Below are 16418 nucleotides of genomic sequence, written 5' to 3'. Positions count from 1 at the left end.
TCAAGAATCTGTTTAATAGTAAGGTTATGCATGAGGGTAAACTTTACGGGTTAATGAATGAGCAATCTGGATAAATGTAATGCTATAGCTTGTGGTTTCAGTGCCTAGTTGCCAGGGCAGCTCATGGCAATGCTATATGTTATTCAATGACTTTGGGTACCAGAAACAGGCCTTGCTCGCTAGCAGGCGCATTCTGCATCAACAGTTCGCGTTGATTGCTGGCGGTTACCTTATCTTCGCGCAAAGTCTGTGTTGCATCGTGGGGATTAGCTAATGGTTCTACCGCGGCAGTATCAACTTGGCTCATTTTATCAATCAAACCCAAAACCTGATTGATACTACTGGTGACTTCAGGAATATGCGAATCGGTAATTTGGATGCGAGCTAATTTTGCCACTTTTTCTATGTCGTGGGTGCTGACCGACATCGGTGTTCTCCAGTTAATTCTCAGGCTGCGTAAGTTACCACATTTGCCGCTTGCCCTAAATGGCTGATGTTGCTAGAGTGCAAAGTTTTTACAGAATCGATAAAAATTCGCTCCTTTTCTAGATCTCGCCTGTGCTAACAAGCACTTACGCGCCGAGCGATGAAAAGCCAGATTAGCCTGGTTAACTAAGGAATACACTATGTTCAAACGCCTGCTGGGTATGTTTTCCAATGATTTATCCATCGATTTAGGTACGGCAAACACGCTGATATATGTGCGTGAAAAAGGTATTGTCTTAGACGAGCCATCAGTCGTGGCTATTCGCATGCATAATGGACAAAAAATTATTGAGGCCGTTGGCTCAGATGCGAAACGTATGTTGGGTCGTACGCCGGGTAATATTACCGCCATCCGCCCACTCAAAGACGGCGTTATTGCAGACTTTCAAGTGACAGAAAAAATGCTGCAGCATTTTATTGCAAAAGTTCATGAGAACAATATGCTGCCGCCGCGCCCGCGGGTGCTCATTTGCGTGCCTTGTCAGTCAACCCAAGTGGAGCGTCGTGCGATTCGCGAGTCGGCCTACGGTGCTGGTGCACGTGAGGTGCGCTTGATAGAAGAGCCTATGGCTGCTGCGATTGGTGCCGGGCTGCAAGTTGAAGATGCCTCAGGTTCAATGGTGGTAGACATTGGCGGCGGCACCACCGAAATCGCGATCATCTCATTGAATGGCATTGTATACTCTGACTCTGTGCGGGTTGGCGGCGATCGTTTCGACGAGTCGATTGTTTCTTATGTGCGACGCAAATACGGCAGCCTGATTGGTGACGCTACGGCTGAGCGTATTAAAGAGCAGATTGGTAGTGCTTTCCCAAGCTCTGAGAAACTCGAAATTGATGTGCGCGGTCGCAACCTCGCAGAGGGTGTGCCGCGTTCATTTACGCTGAACTCGGATGAAGTTTTAGAAGCCTTGCAAGAACCGCTGGCAGCGATTGTTAGCTCGGTTAAATCTGCGCTCGAGCAGTCACCACCCGAACTAGCCTCTGACATTGCCGAACGTGGTATTGTGTTAACCGGTGGCGGCGCTTTGTTGAAAAACTTAGATAAATTGCTTGCCGAGGAAACGGGCTTGCCGGTGTGGATAGCTGAAGATCCATTAACCTGTGTGGCTCAAGGTGGCGGCAAGGCGATGGCTATTATGGATATGCATAAGCTGGACCTTTTATCGACAGATTAAACGTTCGCCTTGCGCTGAATATTTTGACTAGGTTGCTGCGCTATCAATCAAATTTTTATCAAGTCACCCTCGATCACGATTCGATTAACGCTAGTGCTAGTAATAGCACTAGCGTTTATGTTTTCGGACGGTCGCTTTCAGTGGGCAGAGCGTTTCAAGGCTGAGGTGCTGTCGGGATTGCGGCCAGTGTTTGAAGCCGTAGATTTACCTAGCTTGATAAATCAGTGGACACAAAAGCAGTTCCAATCAAAAGATGAGTTGCAAATAGAGCTAGCACGGCTAGAGTCAGAAAATATTGTGCTGCGTGGTAAGCTACAAAAACTGTCTGCCTTGGCGATTGAAAATGTGCGTTTGCGTGAGCTTTTAAATGCAGATGATCAGCTGGAAGAAAATGTGCTCGTAGCAGAGGTCATTTCTGTATCGCCTGACCCCGCCTCGCAACATGTAATTATCAACAAAGGAAGTAAACACGGTATCTATATAGGTCAGGCAGTGGTTGATGCCTATGGTCTATTTGGGCAGGTGGTAAATATTGGTCAGTCGGTAGCTAAAGTGTTACTGATTTCTGATCAGCGTCAATCAGTGCCAGTGCAGTTAAATCGCAATGGAACACGTTTTATAGCTGAAGGCGTCAATGACTTTCTCTCGCTTAGCCTATCCAATGTGGCACTTACTGCCGATATCAAGGCGGGTGATATATTATCAACCTCAGGTCTTGGTCAGCTTTACCCTGCAGGCTACCCAGTGGGTAAAGTCAGCGAGGTAAGTTTTGTTGAGGGCGACTTTTTTGCCACCATTTCTATTGAACCGTTTGCCCGTTTGAATCAAAGTCGACAGGTGTTGCTGCTGTTTGCCGATAATCAAGAGCTGATAGTCAAACCGATAGGCGAACAACAGCAAAACCTAAAGGACATGCAGCAACAATCTCAACAGACATCTGAGCAAGATCTGGCTGAACTCGATAGTGAATCGAGTGAGTCCAGTGAAACCGTTGAGTCGACTAAGCTTGCCCCCACTCTGAACGATCAAGCAGATTGATTATGCGCGCATATCTAGCGATCGGAATATCTATAGCCATTGCATTTTGCCTGCTCATTTTTCCAATGCCCTTGTGGTTCAATTGGGTGCGGCCGGATTTTCTCATGTTGGTGCTGATCTACTGGTCGATGGCTTCACCAGAGCACTGTGGCATTGTTATTGCCGCTGCCGCCGGCTTGCTATGTGATGTGTTAACCGGCACCTTGCTCGGTCAACATATGTTGGCCTATGCCTTAGTTGTGGCGATAACCTTGGTGCTATATAAACGTCTTCGCTCCTTGGACCTATGGCATCAAGCTTGGTTTGTGTTTGTTTTAGCGGGTTTGGCACAAATGCTGGAGTTTTGGTTGGCGACGTTTTTTGGTCGAGCGACATTAGGGCTATGGTTTTTATTGCCGGTATTAATTGCCAGTTTGATCTGGCCCGGCTTCATGATTTTTATGCGTGCATTTCGTCGCAAGATGGGGGTTGTTAAACATTGGGTTTAAACGTTAATACACCGCATACCTGTCTATTATTGGCCTCGGCCTCACCGCGGCGCGCAGCATTAATGCGCCAGCTTGATTTAAAGTTTGATATCGCCGCTGCTGATATTGATGAGTCAGTGTTACCTGAAGAACAGGTTGCTGATTATGTTATGCGACTAGCCACGGAAAAAGCTCGGGCAGTGATCGCAAGTTATCAAATTCCTTTGCATGTTCAAGAGCTGATCGTGATTGCCTCTGATACCGCTGTCAGCATTGATAATGCGATTTTGGGTAAACCCAGAGATTATCAACATGCACGTGAGATGTGGCTTAAGCTAAGCGGTACAAGTCATCAGGTGCTAAGCTCACTGGCGGTTATGCAGTTAAAAATTGCTGGCTCTGCTTCTGAATCTAACGCTAAACCAGCTAGATATGAGCTGATCAGCTCTAAATCAGCCTTAAGCACTAGTACCGTTGAATTTTGTCCATTAACGGAAGCAAATATGATGCACTATTGGGCAACCGGTGAGCCGCAAGACAAGGCAGGTGCTTATGCGGTTCAGGGTATAGCGGCGCAATGGATTAGGAAAATATCGGGTAGCTACTCGGGTATTATGGGTTTACCCTTGTATGAGCTCAGTTGCTTGCTGACTGAATGTGGAGTAGAGCTAAAATGACCGATGAGATTCTAGTGAATGCCACCCCGATGGAGACGCGCGTTGCCATGGTCGATAACGGCCAGCTGCAAGAGGTGATTATTGAGCGTAGCGAAAACCGCGGCTTAGTTGGCAATATTTATCAAGGTAGGGTAGTCAGAGTACTACCCGGTATGCAGGCTGCGTTTATTGATATTGGCCTCGAAAAAGCCGCTTTTATCCATGCGGCCGATATTGATAAGTCGACAGGTGAAGTGCGGGATATTCAAAAATTAATCAAGCAAGGTGATTGTATTACCGTACAAATCACGAAAGACCCGATCGGTACCAAAGGTGCAAAAGTAACCGCATTTTTGTCGATTTCGGCGCGCTACTTAGTGTACATGCCAGATATAGATCAGCTAGGTATTTCTCAGCGAATAGATGACGAGGCTGAGCGTGAGCGTTTGAAATCCTTGGTGAATAATATTCATGCGCAGCAGTTTGCCGATATGCATGGTAGCTTTATTGTTCGCACTGCAGCAGAGCAGGTGCATGCAGAAGAAATTGTCAATGATATTGCACTGTTACAAAAGCTTTGGCATGCACTGTCGCAGCCCGCGCAGTCAGTACCCGCAATCGTGCATGAGGACTTATCGCTTAGTCTTAGGGTATTACGTGACTATCTGCGCGAGCGGGTAGATAAAATAAAAGTGGACTCGCGTGAGACTATTCAAAAAATGGAAAGCTTTTGCGACAGCTTTATGCCCGACAAAAAAAGCTTGTTAGAGTGGTACCCCGGCGGTCGACCGATTTTTGAGCTGCACAGCGTTGAACAAGAAATAAAAAATGCCTTAGCCAGAAAGGTTATGTTGAAATCGGGTGGTTATATTGTATTTGATCAAACTGAGGCGATGACCACCGTTGATGTAAATACGGGTGGTTTTGTAGGTCATCGCAATCAAGAGGAAACCCTATTTAAAACCAATTTGGAGGCGGCTAAGTCAATTGCCCACCAGCTTAGACTGCGAAATCTGGGTGGTATTATCATCGTTGATTTTATCGATATGCAAGATAACGAGCATAAGTCTCAAGTTCATCGCACCCTAGAAAATGCGCTGGCTGTAGATTTAACCCGCACATCCATTTCAGGTGTGACTGAGTTAGGTTTGGTGCAAATTGTTAGAAAGCGGACGCGAGAATCGTTAGAGCAAACGTTATGCGATCCTTGTCACGTTTGTCACGGCACGGGCTCTGTAAAATCTGCTGAGACAGTATGTTATGAAATCTTTCGAGCTATTATCCGAGAAGCAAGAGCCTACGATCATGATGCTTATTTAGTGCTTGCTGCACAAAGCATTGTCGATAGGCTGATGGAAGAAGAGTCGGCAAATGTTGCTGAGCTAGAAGGTTTTTTGAACAAATCTCTGCAGTTTCAGGTTGAGCCTTTGTATACCCAAGAACAGTTTGAAGTGATCTTACTGTAACAGTATGTCCATCCTTGTGTTAAAGCTGATCGATTTTCTGGCAAAGCTTGTGATTGCAGGTTTTTTTGCCGCGCTGCTAATAATCGCCGCACTGCTCAGCCTATCACGTTATTATTTGCCGATGATCGAAGATCATCATCAGTCGATACTGTCGCGTTTAAACCAGCATTCGGATGTTTTTGCTATTGATGCGGATATAATTCGCGCAAATTTTGACCAGCTTATTCCTAAAATTGAGCTGGATAATGTAGTTATTACAGCTAAACAGCAAGATGAAGTTTTACGTATAAATCGACTAACAGTTTCAGTAGATCTAATTCATAGCTTGGTGTCTAGGCAACTTTATTTTGATAGTTTATCGATTGATAAGATGAGCCTTTTGTTAGTGCAAAATAAAGCTAAGCGTTGGGGTCTAAGAACAGTCGCTAATGAAGCTAAAAACGAATCATTAAAATTAAAAGCCTTAATAAATCGCCTCTGGTCCATTAAAAATCTTCAGATTAACAATTTTAGGTTGTCCTTGAAGCCTGCTAATGGCGATATAAGTATTTTGCCTATGGCGCGATTACAAGTTGCGTCGCAAGGTAAAAATAAACGTATCTCTGCAGCGCTATATGAAAAAAATATTGTTGATGTACCACTTGGTGTTGATTTCGATGATAACGCCCTTATTCGCTTGAATTTACAAACCTTCGCCGCGCCTTTCGATAAAAATTTTAAATTCCAAGGTAATTTACAGTTTGAGCGGTTTGATGTTGTGGATACTGTGCCTTTGCTTAATGATCAATTTGGTCTTGCTTCCGCCATGGTCGGCAGCGATATTTCCATGATATTTGATGAAGGTATATTAGATCTGCAAGGCGATGTAAAACTGAGTCAATTGCAATATCAATTTTCAATCGAGCAAGCTGAAAAAATCAACGTGGAGGCAATCGATAGCCAGTTTGCGCTGACTGCAAATATGGCTGCATTATCACTGAAACTCTCGCTGCATGAAACCAAAGCCATCATTAATCAACAGCCGTTTCAGCTTGAGCAAGCACAATTACAATTAAACCCGCAGCAAATTAACGCCTTTGTAGGCCCTTTGAACGTCGCAAAACTTGCAACACTGCTGGCGACGCTCAACCCTCATTCTGAATCGCCCCCACTGCAAAATACTCTTACCCAGCTAGCTCCTGAAGGCCTAATTGATGCTTTTTATCTTAGTGCACCTAGGCAGCAATTAGCAGATTGGTCCGCAGTCGCTAAGGTATCGAACATACAGCTCAGCGCATTCAAAGGCGTGCCAGCGATGCGAAATATTTCTGGTCGTCTGGCGTTTAATCAACAAGGTGGTTATATCGATCTCGATGCGCAGCAATTTGCTTTACACCTTGAGCAATTATTTACTGAGGGTTTGCGCTTTGAGCATGCCCGCGCTCGCTTAGCATGGTCTTTTTATCGAGGCTTAGGTGATGAATGGCGTTTGAGATTGATCAGCAAGGATATGCAAGTTGCTGGCGAAATGGGTCGTGCGCATGGTGAGATAGACCTCGATCTGCCGTTTGCGCGTTACCAGTCTAGCAGTGTTTTTGAGCCGCCGATGCTGTCCTTGCAAATCGCCGCTGAAGATACGGATATTTCCTATCTTACGCGCGTGTTGCCGGTCAACTTATCGACAGATTTGCGCAGCTGGTTATTAGGCCGAATAAAGTCGGCTAGCATTAATCGTGCTGATTATGTCTACCACGGCGCAACCGTTAAGCAGGCACCGTATGCAAGAGATAATTTGCTGTATTTATCGCTTGCAGATACGGATATCTATTTTCTTGACGACTGGCCTGAGGTGACGAACATAGCGGGTCAGCTATGGCTGGATAATAAGGTTATTAGCGCGGATATTACTGAGGCGCAATTTAGTGGTGCCTCGATTGATGGCGCGCAGCTTTTTATTAGTCCAGCTGCAAATAAAGAACTGCTGAGTGAGTTAAAACTGAGCGCTAATAGTCAAGCTTCAGCTGAGCAGCTTCAGCAATTATTAGCCATTGAGCCAATAGTGGCAGCGACGGAGGGTGCGCTCTCAGGCTGGCAGGCTTCGTCATCGCAATCAGTGCCGATTGAACTTGATTTACAAGTACCACTGCTTGCGCAACAAGGCAGTGAGCGAAGCCACAAAACAGAGATAAATCTCGCTGCGGAGCTTAAACAATTGCAGTTAAATCACTCTGCCTATGGGCTGCGCTTTACCGATGTTAACAGTAACTTACGCTATTCATTGCAGCAAGGTTTATCGGCTGAGGCATTATCGTTTAACTTTTTAAATCGACCATTTCTTGGCAGCATTCAGTCGTTTTTGCGTAATCAACAGGTGTTTAATACACGTGTCAATTTCAGTGGTGATCTTAATACGGATCAGTTTGCTAACGACTTTTCTATGCATTATCTGTCGGCATTGTTTGATCAAGATATAGCTAGCAAGGGATATTTGTATTTTGGCGAAAATGGTGCGGGTATTAAGGCAAATTCTTCACTGCAAGGTGTAAGTCTCAGATTGCCTAAACCTTTCGCTAAAGAGCTGCAAGATAAAGCTGATGCTGCACTGCATTGGCAGTTTAATAACAATGCGGTGCCATTGCGTATCGATTACAATCAGCAGCTAATCTTCGAGTTACATCGAACCTCGGACGAATTTGATGGGGCAAGGCTACTATTTACAGAACAAAAGGCGAATGCTGACGATAATAGACCGCCAGCGCCATTTGTAAAAAATAAATTTTTAGTTACTGGTCACATTGCATCGCTTAATATCTTAGATTGGCTCGACTACATAGCTAGTCTAAATAATGGCAACGCATTTGACGCTGACGCTGCAGACAAAGCTATTGTTAGCAAGGAGCTACCGGCTTGGGGGCTTGCTATTGATGATTTGCACATAGGTGAAATGCGGGCGAATCAATATACCTTGACTGATTCGCGCATAGATATTTTTGATCGCCTGAATTACTGGGATATATCGCTGCAGCAAGAGGATATAGCGGCACAGCTACTGTGGTTTAATGATCCTGCCATAGCTGCTGAGCTGCATGTTCGAGAACTGGATTTAGCCTTATTCAGTCAGGCTAAGCACTCAATCTCTGCGAGGGATTCAGGTGCAGAGAGTATGGCAGGCAAAAGTGTTGATGAGACAAGCTCAAGCGATCAAGTCGACGATTCAATACGCACAGCGACGTCCTCGCTGATGGGTGAAAATATTGATTTCCAGCAGTTTGCAGCATGGCGCGATATGCGAGTGCAAATTGATCAGCTTAGCTTGGCTGAAGAAGATTATGGCGAGTGGGAATTTAATGTAAATTTCTCTGCGCATCAAATTATGCTCAATAACATTAGAGCTCAAGTGCGTTATACTCAGATTGTTGACGATGAGTCGGGAGCGTCTAATCTAATTTGGCGACATCAAAAAACTGATGATCAATGGTCACATCTAACCGCGTTTAAAGGGCGTTTTATTGGCGGCAATATTGCTGATGTGCTGCAAGCTTGGGGATATTCACAAAATATTTCCAGTGAAGATTTTAGTTTTGATCTAGACATTGCATGGCCAGATTCACCTTTTGCCTATGATTTTAACCAGCTGCGTGGCGGGCTAAAATTAAAACTTAATCGTGGCGATTTTATTGATTTAGACGGGTCATCAACCAGCGCTTTGAAAGTCGTTAGCGCTTTTAGTTTAAGCAATATCTTACGCCGCATACAGCTTGATTTTTCCGACTTGACGTCTTCCGGCCTTAGTTATGATAAGGTGCGCGCTAATCTTCAGCTTGATCAAGGTATCGTGAAATTTGAAAAATCGCCAATAGAAATTAAAGGTGCATCAAGCATCATAAAATTACTCGGCATGGCTGATACGCAGCAAGAAAAGATTGATGCGGAGCTTTCGGTTACGTTACCGCTAGCCAGCAATTTACCCTGGGTTGCAGCACTTGCTGCTGGCCTTCCGACTGCAATTGGGGTGTATATAATTTCTAAGTTTATGCAATCTCAGGTGGATAAATTATCCTCAGCTGTGTACCGNGTNGACGGTGATTTCGCTGAGCCTGAGGTGAAGTTTTTGCGCTTATTTGATGTGACGAATTGATCGCTGTATTCGCTGCAGACTAGTCAAACTTATCTATCGCTAACTGTTTAAGAAACTGAAATAACTTTTTATAATGTTTGAGATTTTTTGCTGCATTATCTGAAAGTTTTGTATTTAGTTCATACTCTTTTTGAGCCGCGCGAACTATCTGCATAAAGGCTTGTCGATCGATATTGGGATGCTCAGCAATAATCGAATTGACGCAGTCTTTATCACCGCTAATGAGCTGCTCGCGAAGCTGCTCAAGACGATGAAATTCGCGATTCAGTTTTTTGCGACCGAGCTCATAATCGTCAAGAGCAAGTTGTAACAACTCAACCTCATGCTCAGAAAGTTCACGCATAACCCTGCCAATATATTGCAGCTGCCGTTTTTGCGCATTCCAGTTTTTTATTCTTGCCAGCGTTTTAATCGCCTCGTCAAGGCTGTCCGGCACCGGCATGCTTTGATAAACCGCGCCGGGTAAATCGGCAATGGCTTTGCCTAATGCTTGTAGATCAAGCATCTCTTGTTTAATTTGTGTCTTAGATTTAATCTCATCGCCCTGTGATTCATGAGACTGTGGAGAAGATTTTTTTGCCATATTGATTGAGCTCCAGCGACGCTGAGTGTTGCAAACCGTGTTTATCGTGTTGGCTTCACTTAAATTATTACTATATCGGTAAGAAATGCGCTTCTGTATGCCGCTACATTAACCGTAAAAATAGCTGGCCAAGCCAAGGAAAATTGCAAACCCAAAAATGTCGGTGACGGTGGTGAGTAATACACCGCCCGCAAGAGCAGGATCAATATTCAGTCGCTCTAGGCTAATCGGTAATAAGGTGCCAACAAAGGCAGCAACAAATAAATTTAAAATCATTGCGGTGGCTAAAACAATCGCTAAAGTAAAATCGTTATAGATAAGACTGGCTAAAGTACCGACGACTAAGGCCCAAACAATGCCGTTAATAAACGATATAATGACTTCACGCTGAAGCAGCCAGCTGGCATTATTTTTACCGATTAAGCCTAAGGCCATACCGCGAATAACAACGGTAAGGGTTTGGCTGCCAGCGATGCCACCCATACTGGCAACAATAGGCATTAACACAGCTAATGCAACCACCTTATCAATCGTGCCCTCAAACATTTTAATAGAAGCTGAGGCCAGCAGAGCGGTAATCAAATTAATGCCCAACCAAACCATTCTGCGTGGTACGGTATCTTTAATGCTGGAAAACGTTTCTTCTTCATCGGAAATACCAGCCAGTGAATTGATGCTGTGTTCAAAGTCATCACGGATAACATCTACGACATCATCGATGGTGATTCTACCTAGCAGCTTACCAGCCTTGTCGACTACCGGCGCTGAAACCCAGTCATTGCGTTCGAATAATTGCGCAACCTGTGTATCTTCAATATCGGCGGTTAAGGTATAAATATCGGTTTTCATGACCTCGCGCACGGTGCTGTTTGGATCGCTGATTAATAATTTAGCAATCGGCAATACGCCAATCAGCGTGTCTTGGCGTCCTACGACATAAATAGCATCAGAATTAGAGGGAAGTTGATCATGACGTCGAAGATAGCGCAGTACAACATCGAGGGTAATCGGTGCGCGCACAGTAATCATTTCAGTACTCATCAGGCCACCCGCGGTATTGTCTTGATATTGAATAACGCGTTCGACGCGGTGGCGATCTTGGCTGTCCATCGAGGCCAATACTTCGTGAATAACGGTGCGTGGCAATTGTTGCAATATATCGGCAATATCGTCAGATTCTAATCCCTCAGTAAGCTCGATAAGCTCATCAACGTCCATATCTTTCAAGAAAGAGCTCTGTAGCTCCTCTGGCAGGCTGGCGAGGATATCGCCTTCACTATCACGATCTATTAAAGCCCACAACGCCTGTCGCATGCGAGGCGGTGATGATTCCAGAAGGTGTGCAGTTTCTGCTGCAGGCAGTGCGTTCAACATTCTGGCAACGGGCGCTAGAGAGCCATCATCAATGGCGCTAGAGAGTAATTCTAGTTGCTGCTGAGTCTGAGTTGCACTGGAAGGCATGCGAATAATCTGTCATTAAATTAATAGAGTATTATTAATTAAATGGTAGCTTATCTCAATGTAAAATGCTTAATGCTCAAGTAATTAGTGACTTTCTTCAAAGTAATTATTGATTAAAGAATGGATCGCCTGTTCAGCGTTTAAGGCATCAGTGCCCTGGCAATGCAAGGTCAAAGTACTGCCTCGGCTAGCAGCAAGCATCATTAGTTGCAATATGTTTTTTGCATCAGCTTGAGTTGTATCGTTAGTTAAGCTGATGTTGCTTTCAAAAGAGCTCGCAAGCTCTGATAGTTTAATAGAGGCTCTGGCATGCAGGCCTTTTTGATTGATAATTTTTACCGTACTGGTTGAATCATGCATGCGTGAGTTTATCTATTTCTCGGTGAAAAATTTGACAGCTTGGGTAATCAGAGGCAAACATTTGTTGAAGCTTGCTACTGATATAAACTGAGCGATGTTGTCCGCCGGTGCAGCCGATAGCAACCGTCGCGTAGCTTCTGTTGCTATCGATAAATGCAGGCAGCCAGGTAGTTAGATAGCTGGCAATGTCATTAAGCATGGCATTGACATCTTCTTGTGCCGATAAGAAAGCACGTACCGGTTGATCTAGACCTGTCATCTCTCGCAGTAAGGGTTCCCAGTGCGGGTTGGGCAGGCAGCGAACATCAAAAACCATGTCTGCATCTACCGGTATACCATGTTTGAAACCAAATGAGGTGAATAACAGTGACATGCTTTTATCTGTGCTTGCAGCCTGTAAGCGTTTTTTAATTAGGCTGCGTAAATCATGCACATTCATCTGATTGGTATTGATATGCAGGTCAGCAATTTGAATAATTGGGTCGAGAATATTACGCTCTTTCTGAATTGCACTTTTTAAGCTGGTGTCAGCGTCAGACAGGGGGTGCTTGCGACGGGTTTCACTGAAACGTTGAATGAGCACATCTTCGGTGGCGTCGAGAAACAGGATTTCGATATTCAGTGATTCGGGCAATGCTGATAAAGTTTCACTAATACTGGCAATATTCTCAGGCGTATTTCTGGCATCAATACAAGTTGCTAATTGGCTGTCAGGTTCGGCGATGTATTGTTCAATAAGTGCCGGCAGTAATCTGGCAGGAAGGTTGTCAATGCAATAAAAACCAATATCTTCTAGAACTTTTAATGCGGTACTTTTGCCGGAGCCTGAGCTGCCGCTTATAATTACTAATTTCATTGGCTATAATCACTAACGTTATCGATACGCCTTATTTTAGATGAATGCCAGTGCTTGTTCGAAAAGTTCGCTGTTCGATGAGGCTTTACGTAATTTATTGCGATATTCTGCATTTTCAAGCAGCTTTGCAAGATTGGCTAGTGTGGCTAGATGTTGCTCGTTAGCATCGGCAGGTACCACTACAACAAAAATAATATCAACCGGATTGCCGTCTACAGCATCAAAGTCAATAGCTTGTTCTAAAGTGAGCAAGGCTGTGCGTGCCTGTTGGATAAATTCACATCTACAATGTGGTATTGCGATGCCGTTGCCTAAGCCAGTGCTGCCTAGCTTTTCTCTGGCTATGAGCTGCTCAAAGACGAGCTCGCCATCGATATGGTCAGCATCTTGACTGATCAATTCGGCAGCGTATTGTAGGGCCCTTTTTTTACTATTTGCTTTAACATGATTAAGCACATATTCGGGCTGTAAGGAAATCGGTTGCTCTTGTTTTAAGGATTGACTAACCATACAAAAGACACATCAACTATTTACAGCTTATTCTACTCTTATCGATTATCGGCTCAAGCGGAATATGCAATTTATCCAGATAAGATTAAGCTGTTTTATAAAAAGTAGGCTGATTTTTTTGGCTGCGATGAATAGCTGATTTGCTTAGAACATGCTCAATCAAGCTATGTTTTGATTGAAGCAGTGAAAAGGCTAAAAAATAAAAAGCCCAGTCGATTGACTGGGCTTTTGCTTAACTCTCTATTATGCAGTGGCTATTTGGGCTCTTGCACTGTTGTCATGTCGCCGTGAGACAATTTTTTCTTTATGTTTCAGAATTTGTCGATCGAGTTTTTCCACCAGCGAATCAATCGAGCCATACATATCGGCTGACTCAGCCTGTGCAACGATGTCGTTACCGGCTATGTGAACGCGCGCATCGGCTTTTTGCCGCTGTTTTTCAACGCAAAGCGTGACATTGGCGTTGGTGATATGGTCAAAATGGCGCTCTAGTTTGTCCATTTTTGTCAGCACATGGGATCTTAATGCGTCAGTTACTTCAATATGGTGACCACTGATTTTTATTTGCATAAGCGACTCCTCTTGTCGTATTGGTAGGGCAAGTGATGCAGTCTTGTGTTCACAAAACGCGTTGTTCACTTGCAAATCTTGCGATTTTAATCGTGTTGTAAACAACAATAACCTGAAGCTGAAGGATGCTATTAAGTGCAGGCTGATGAGGCGGTTACGGGCAGCACAGCCAGCAAAATTGAAAGTAGATGTTCAATTTCGTGCTTAACGTTTACATCAAACAGAACTATTTTATACACCCTTTTTTGCAGCTTGGGTAGTTAAATTGTTCAAAAAATAATCGCTTTAAGACGAATTAGGACAGACGCTTACGTTCGTTGGATGGAGGGATATGCATGGATTCGCGGTACTTAGCCACTGTACGCCTGGCGACTTTAATACCCTGTTCTGATAATAATTGGGCAATTTTGTTGTCTGACAAGGGCTTACGACTTTCTTCTTGCTGTACTAATTTTTTAATCATCGCACGAATTGCGGTGGACGAGCATTCGCCGCCCGATTCAGTGCCAACATGACTGGAGAAAAAGTACTTAAGCTCGTAAATGCCTCTCGGGGTTAGCATATATTTTCTGGTGGTAACCCTAGAAATCGTTGATTCATGCATATCAACTTCTTGCGCAATATCAGCTAAGATCAGCGGTTTCATTGCTTCTTCGCCATGTTCAAGAAAGCCCCGCTGATGCTCAACAATCTTGCTGGCTACTTTCAGCAGCGTTTCGTTGCGGCTTTGCAGACTTTTTATAAACCAGCGTGCTTCCTGCAGATTATCACGTAAAAAGTTATTGTCTTCAGATTGGTCAGCACGTTTGATCAGCGCGGCATATTGATCATTAATTTTAAGTTTCGGCGCGCAATCCCCGTTCAGCTCGACTGTCCAAGCATTTTCAGCGCGTTTCACATATACATCCGGCATAATGTATTCGGTGTCGCCGGCGTCAATGCTGTCTCCGGGCTGAGGCGTTAAGCTTTGAATCAATTCTACGGTTTCGCGCAGCCTGCCATCTTTAAAACGGGTTCGGCGTTTTAGTTGCGCATAATCGTGGCTGGCTAGCAGTTGTAAATAACGCGAAACAATCAGCTTGGCATCGTTTACAAAAGGGGTGTTATTGGGCAGCTGGTTAAGTTGAATCAGCAGGCATTCCTGTAAACCCGTACTGGCAGAGCCAACGGGTTCAAAATGTTGAATAAGTTTTCGAACGGCTTCAAATTCTTCAAAGTCAATATCAGCATCCGTCTGAATATTGTTAAAGATATCTTCCGGAGTTAAGGATAAGAAGCCTGATGGCGCTACGGCATCGATGATAGCTTCGGCCATTAGGCGGTCACTGTCTACTAAGCGAGTAACATTGAGCTGCCAATACAATTTATCTTGCAAGGTTTCAGCACTAGTATTGCGCTCATCCCAGTTCATTTCATCATTGACCGGGGTGGCCAGCGAGCTGCCCTGAAATTCTGCCTGATAAATATCGTCCCACTGGCTGTCAACTGGCAAGTCTTCTGGCAGTGACGCAGTCTCTGAAGCGTTAATATCAAGTTCGGGAGCAGCAGTATCTGTAGTATCTATTGCAGTGTCTATTGCAGTGTCTATTGCAGTTCTATTGCAGTATCCATGCCGGCAGCAGTGTTGTCATCAGCTCCTGCGAGGTTTTCAGCGTTATCGCGCTCTTGCACAGCATTTTCATTCAGATTTGTATGTTCTGCAGTATCCGATGGTGAAGCATCCTCGAATTCATCCACTTCTAGCATTGGATTTGAGTCTAGCGCTTCTTGAATTTCTTGTTGTAAGTCGAGGGTAGATAACTGCAGTAGTTTGATCGCCTGCTGCAGTTGAGGCGTCATGGTTAGGGAGGTCCCTAATTTTAACTGCAATGACTGTTTCATACTACATCCAAGGGGCTAGGCGCATAGAAGACGCTAAACTAAGGAAAATAAAAATTTGGAATGACTATTGCTTAAGTTTTACATGAGATTGCAATATAGCAATGATTACGTCATTTGTGTAGCGCAAGATCATGCTTATCTGCGCGTTTGTCGGCTTATGGTCAATCTTTACCGTAGGGAGAATTTTGATTCTAAAGTAAATTTTACGGCTACTGCATTGTTCATTATGTCTTAATAAACAGCGGTAAACTAATCACAATCCACTAAAGCGTGAACTGCTCGCCTAGATAAATATCTTTAACACGTTGATTATTCAGCACCGCTTCTGCATCGCCCTCAGCGATAATAATCCCGTTGCCAACAATATAAGCCTGTTCACATATATCGAGCGTTTCGCGTACATTATGGTCAGTGATTAATACGCCAATATTGCGTGCTTGCAGCTGGCGAATAATCTTTTTGATGTCGCCAATGGAGATGGGGTCAACGCCGGCAAAAGGCTCATCCAGTAAAATAAATACTGGGTCACAGGCCAGTGCGCGCGCGATTTCAACCCGTCTTCGCTCGCCGCCAGATAGGGCCATACCTAAGCTGTTGCGGATATGGCCAATGTGAAATTCCTCGAGTAGCTCTTCCATGATCGCTAATCGCTGCGCTTTCTTCAGTCCTTTGCGCGTTTCAAGGATGGATAAAATATTATCCTCTACCGTCATTTTGCGAAAAATAGAGGCTTCTTGCGGTAAATAGCCAATACCCTGTCTAGCTCGACGGTGAATCGGCAGATGAGTC

The 16418-nt window shown here is 44.4% G+C and carries 14 protein-coding genes and 1 pseudogene; 6 read left to right on the top strand and 9 right to left on the bottom strand.

Annotated elements, in window-relative coordinates; genetic code table 11:
• Positions 1-139 precede the first annotated feature (139 nt).
• The gene (gene gatC / locus HRU21_06670) at positions 140-427 is read right to left on the bottom strand and encodes an Asp-tRNA(Asn)/Glu-tRNA(Gln) amidotransferase subunit GatC (GenBank protein NRA41978.1); all 288 of its coding nucleotides are present in this window, start codon (positions 425-427) and stop codon (positions 140-142) included.
• Between the two features lie 199 nt (positions 428-626).
• Here gatC and HRU21_06665 point away from each other — a divergent pair, with 199 nt between their 5' ends.
• The 6 genes from HRU21_06665 to HRU21_06640 all read left to right on the top strand — a co-directional run bounded on the left by HRU21_06665 (position 627) and on the right by HRU21_06640 (position 9408).
• Positions 627-1664, top strand: a complete 1038-nt coding sequence (locus HRU21_06665) for a rod shape-determining protein (GenBank protein ID NRA41977.1) — start codon at positions 627-629, stop codon at positions 1662-1664.
• A gap of 42 nt (positions 1665-1706) precedes the next feature.
• Positions 1707-2702 carry a rod shape-determining protein MreC gene (gene mreC / locus HRU21_06660; protein NRA41976.1) on the top strand — a complete coding sequence of 332 codons (996 nt, stop codon included), beginning with the start codon at positions 1707-1709 and terminating at the stop codon, positions 2700-2702.
• Positions 2703-2704: 2 nt separating this feature from the next.
• Positions 2705-3190 (top strand): rod shape-determining protein MreD, encoded by a 486-nt coding sequence (gene mreD / locus HRU21_06655; protein NRA41975.1) that lies wholly within the window; start codon positions 2705-2707, stop codon positions 3188-3190.
• 62 nt (positions 3191-3252) lie between these two features.
• Entirely contained in the window at positions 3253-3846 is a 594-nt protein-coding gene (locus tag HRU21_06650) for a Maf family protein (protein NRA41974.1), read from the top strand.
• Entirely contained in the window at positions 3843-5291 is a 1449-nt protein-coding gene (gene rng, locus HRU21_06645) for a ribonuclease G (protein NRA41973.1), read from the top strand. Before HRU21_06650 ends, rng begins: the two co-directional genes overlap by 4 nt.
• A gap of 4 nt (positions 5292-5295) precedes the next feature.
• On the top strand, positions 5296-9408 hold the full coding sequence (locus HRU21_06640; GenBank protein ID NRA41972.1) for a hypothetical protein: 4113 nt from the start codon (positions 5296-5298) through the stop codon (positions 9406-9408).
• A gap of 19 nt (positions 9409-9427) precedes the next feature.
• On the opposite strand, the gene HRU21_06635 is transcribed toward HRU21_06640, so the two are convergent.
• The 8 genes and pseudogenes from HRU21_06635 to lptB all read right to left on the bottom strand — a co-directional run.
• Positions 9428-9991, bottom strand: a complete 564-nt coding sequence (locus tag HRU21_06635; protein NRA41971.1) for a DUF615 domain-containing protein — start codon at positions 9989-9991, stop codon at positions 9428-9430.
• 108 nt (positions 9992-10099) lie between these two features.
• Positions 10100-11452: a magnesium transporter gene (gene mgtE, locus HRU21_06630; GenBank protein NRA41970.1), complete on the bottom strand. Its 1353-nt coding sequence runs from the start codon at positions 11450-11452 to the stop codon at positions 10100-10102.
• Between the two features lie 84 nt (positions 11453-11536).
• Positions 11537-11812 carry an HPr family phosphocarrier protein gene (locus tag HRU21_06625; GenBank protein ID NRA41969.1) on the bottom strand — a complete coding sequence of 92 codons (276 nt, stop codon included), beginning with the start codon at positions 11810-11812 and terminating at the stop codon, positions 11537-11539.
• On the bottom strand, positions 11805-12668 hold the full coding sequence (gene rapZ, locus HRU21_06620; protein NRA41968.1) for an RNase adapter RapZ: 864 nt from the start codon (positions 12666-12668) through the stop codon (positions 11805-11807). Before rapZ ends, HRU21_06625 begins: the two co-directional genes overlap by 8 nt.
• 36 nt (positions 12669-12704) lie before the next feature.
• Positions 12705-13178 (bottom strand): PTS sugar transporter subunit IIA, encoded by a 474-nt coding sequence (locus HRU21_06615; GenBank protein NRA41967.1) that lies wholly within the window; start codon positions 13176-13178, stop codon positions 12705-12707.
• Between the two features lie 243 nt (positions 13179-13421).
• Positions 13422-13748: a ribosome-associated translation inhibitor RaiA gene (gene raiA, locus HRU21_06610; protein NRA41966.1), complete on the bottom strand. Its 327-nt coding sequence runs from the start codon at positions 13746-13748 to the stop codon at positions 13422-13424.
• A 295-nt stretch (positions 13749-14043) separates the two neighbouring features.
• Positions 14044-15629 (bottom strand): annotated as a pseudogene (locus HRU21_06605) (RNA polymerase factor sigma-54).
• Positions 15630-15892: 263 nt separating this feature from the next.
• A partial coding sequence (gene lptB / locus HRU21_06600; protein ID NRA41965.1) for an LPS export ABC transporter ATP-binding protein occupies positions 15893-16418 on the bottom strand: 526 nt, incomplete at its 5' end.

This window comes from Pseudomonadales bacterium (genome assembly GCA_013215025.1).
Lineage (GTDB): Bacteria > Pseudomonadota > Gammaproteobacteria > Pseudomonadales > DT-91 > DT-91.
The sequence above is the reverse complement of the archived record's forward strand: the minus strand, read 5'-3'. Positions and strand labels throughout refer to the sequence as shown.

Excerpts from the sequence above, each read along its gene's own strand:
- HRU21_06665 (NRA41977.1), top strand. The coding sequence starts at position 627 with ATGTTCAAACGCCTGCTGGGTATGTTTTCCAATGATTTATCCATCGAT.
- rapZ (NRA41968.1), bottom strand. The coding sequence starts at position 12,668 with ATGAAATTAGTAATTATAAGCGGCAGCTCAGGCTCCGGCAAAAGTACC.
- HRU21_06650 (NRA41974.1), top strand. The coding sequence starts at position 3,253 with ATGCGCCAGCTTGATTTAAAGTTTGATATCGCCGCTGCTGATATTGAT.
- mgtE (NRA41970.1), bottom strand. The coding sequence starts at position 11,452 with ATGCCTTCCAGTGCAACTCAGACTCAGCAGCAACTAGAATTACTCTCT.
- HRU21_06625 (NRA41969.1), bottom strand. The coding sequence starts at position 11,812 with ATGCATGATTCAACCAGTACGGTAAAAATTATCAATCAAAAAGGCCTG.
- gatC (NRA41978.1), bottom strand. The coding sequence starts at position 427 with ATGTCGGTCAGCACCCACGACATAGAAAAAGTGGCAAAATTAGCTCGC.
- mreD (NRA41975.1), top strand. The coding sequence starts at position 2,705 with ATGCGCGCATATCTAGCGATCGGAATATCTATAGCCATTGCATTTTGC.
- HRU21_06615 (NRA41967.1), bottom strand. The coding sequence starts at position 13,178 with ATGGTTAGTCAATCCTTAAAACAAGAGCAACCGATTTCCTTACAGCCC.
- HRU21_06635 (NRA41971.1), bottom strand. The coding sequence starts at position 9,991 with ATGGCAAAAAAATCTTCTCCACAGTCTCATGAATCACAGGGCGATGAG.
- raiA (NRA41966.1), bottom strand. The coding sequence starts at position 13,748 with ATGCAAATAAAAATCAGTGGTCACCATATTGAAGTAACTGACGCATTA.
- rng (NRA41973.1), top strand. The coding sequence starts at position 3,843 with ATGACCGATGAGATTCTAGTGAATGCCACCCCGATGGAGACGCGCGTT.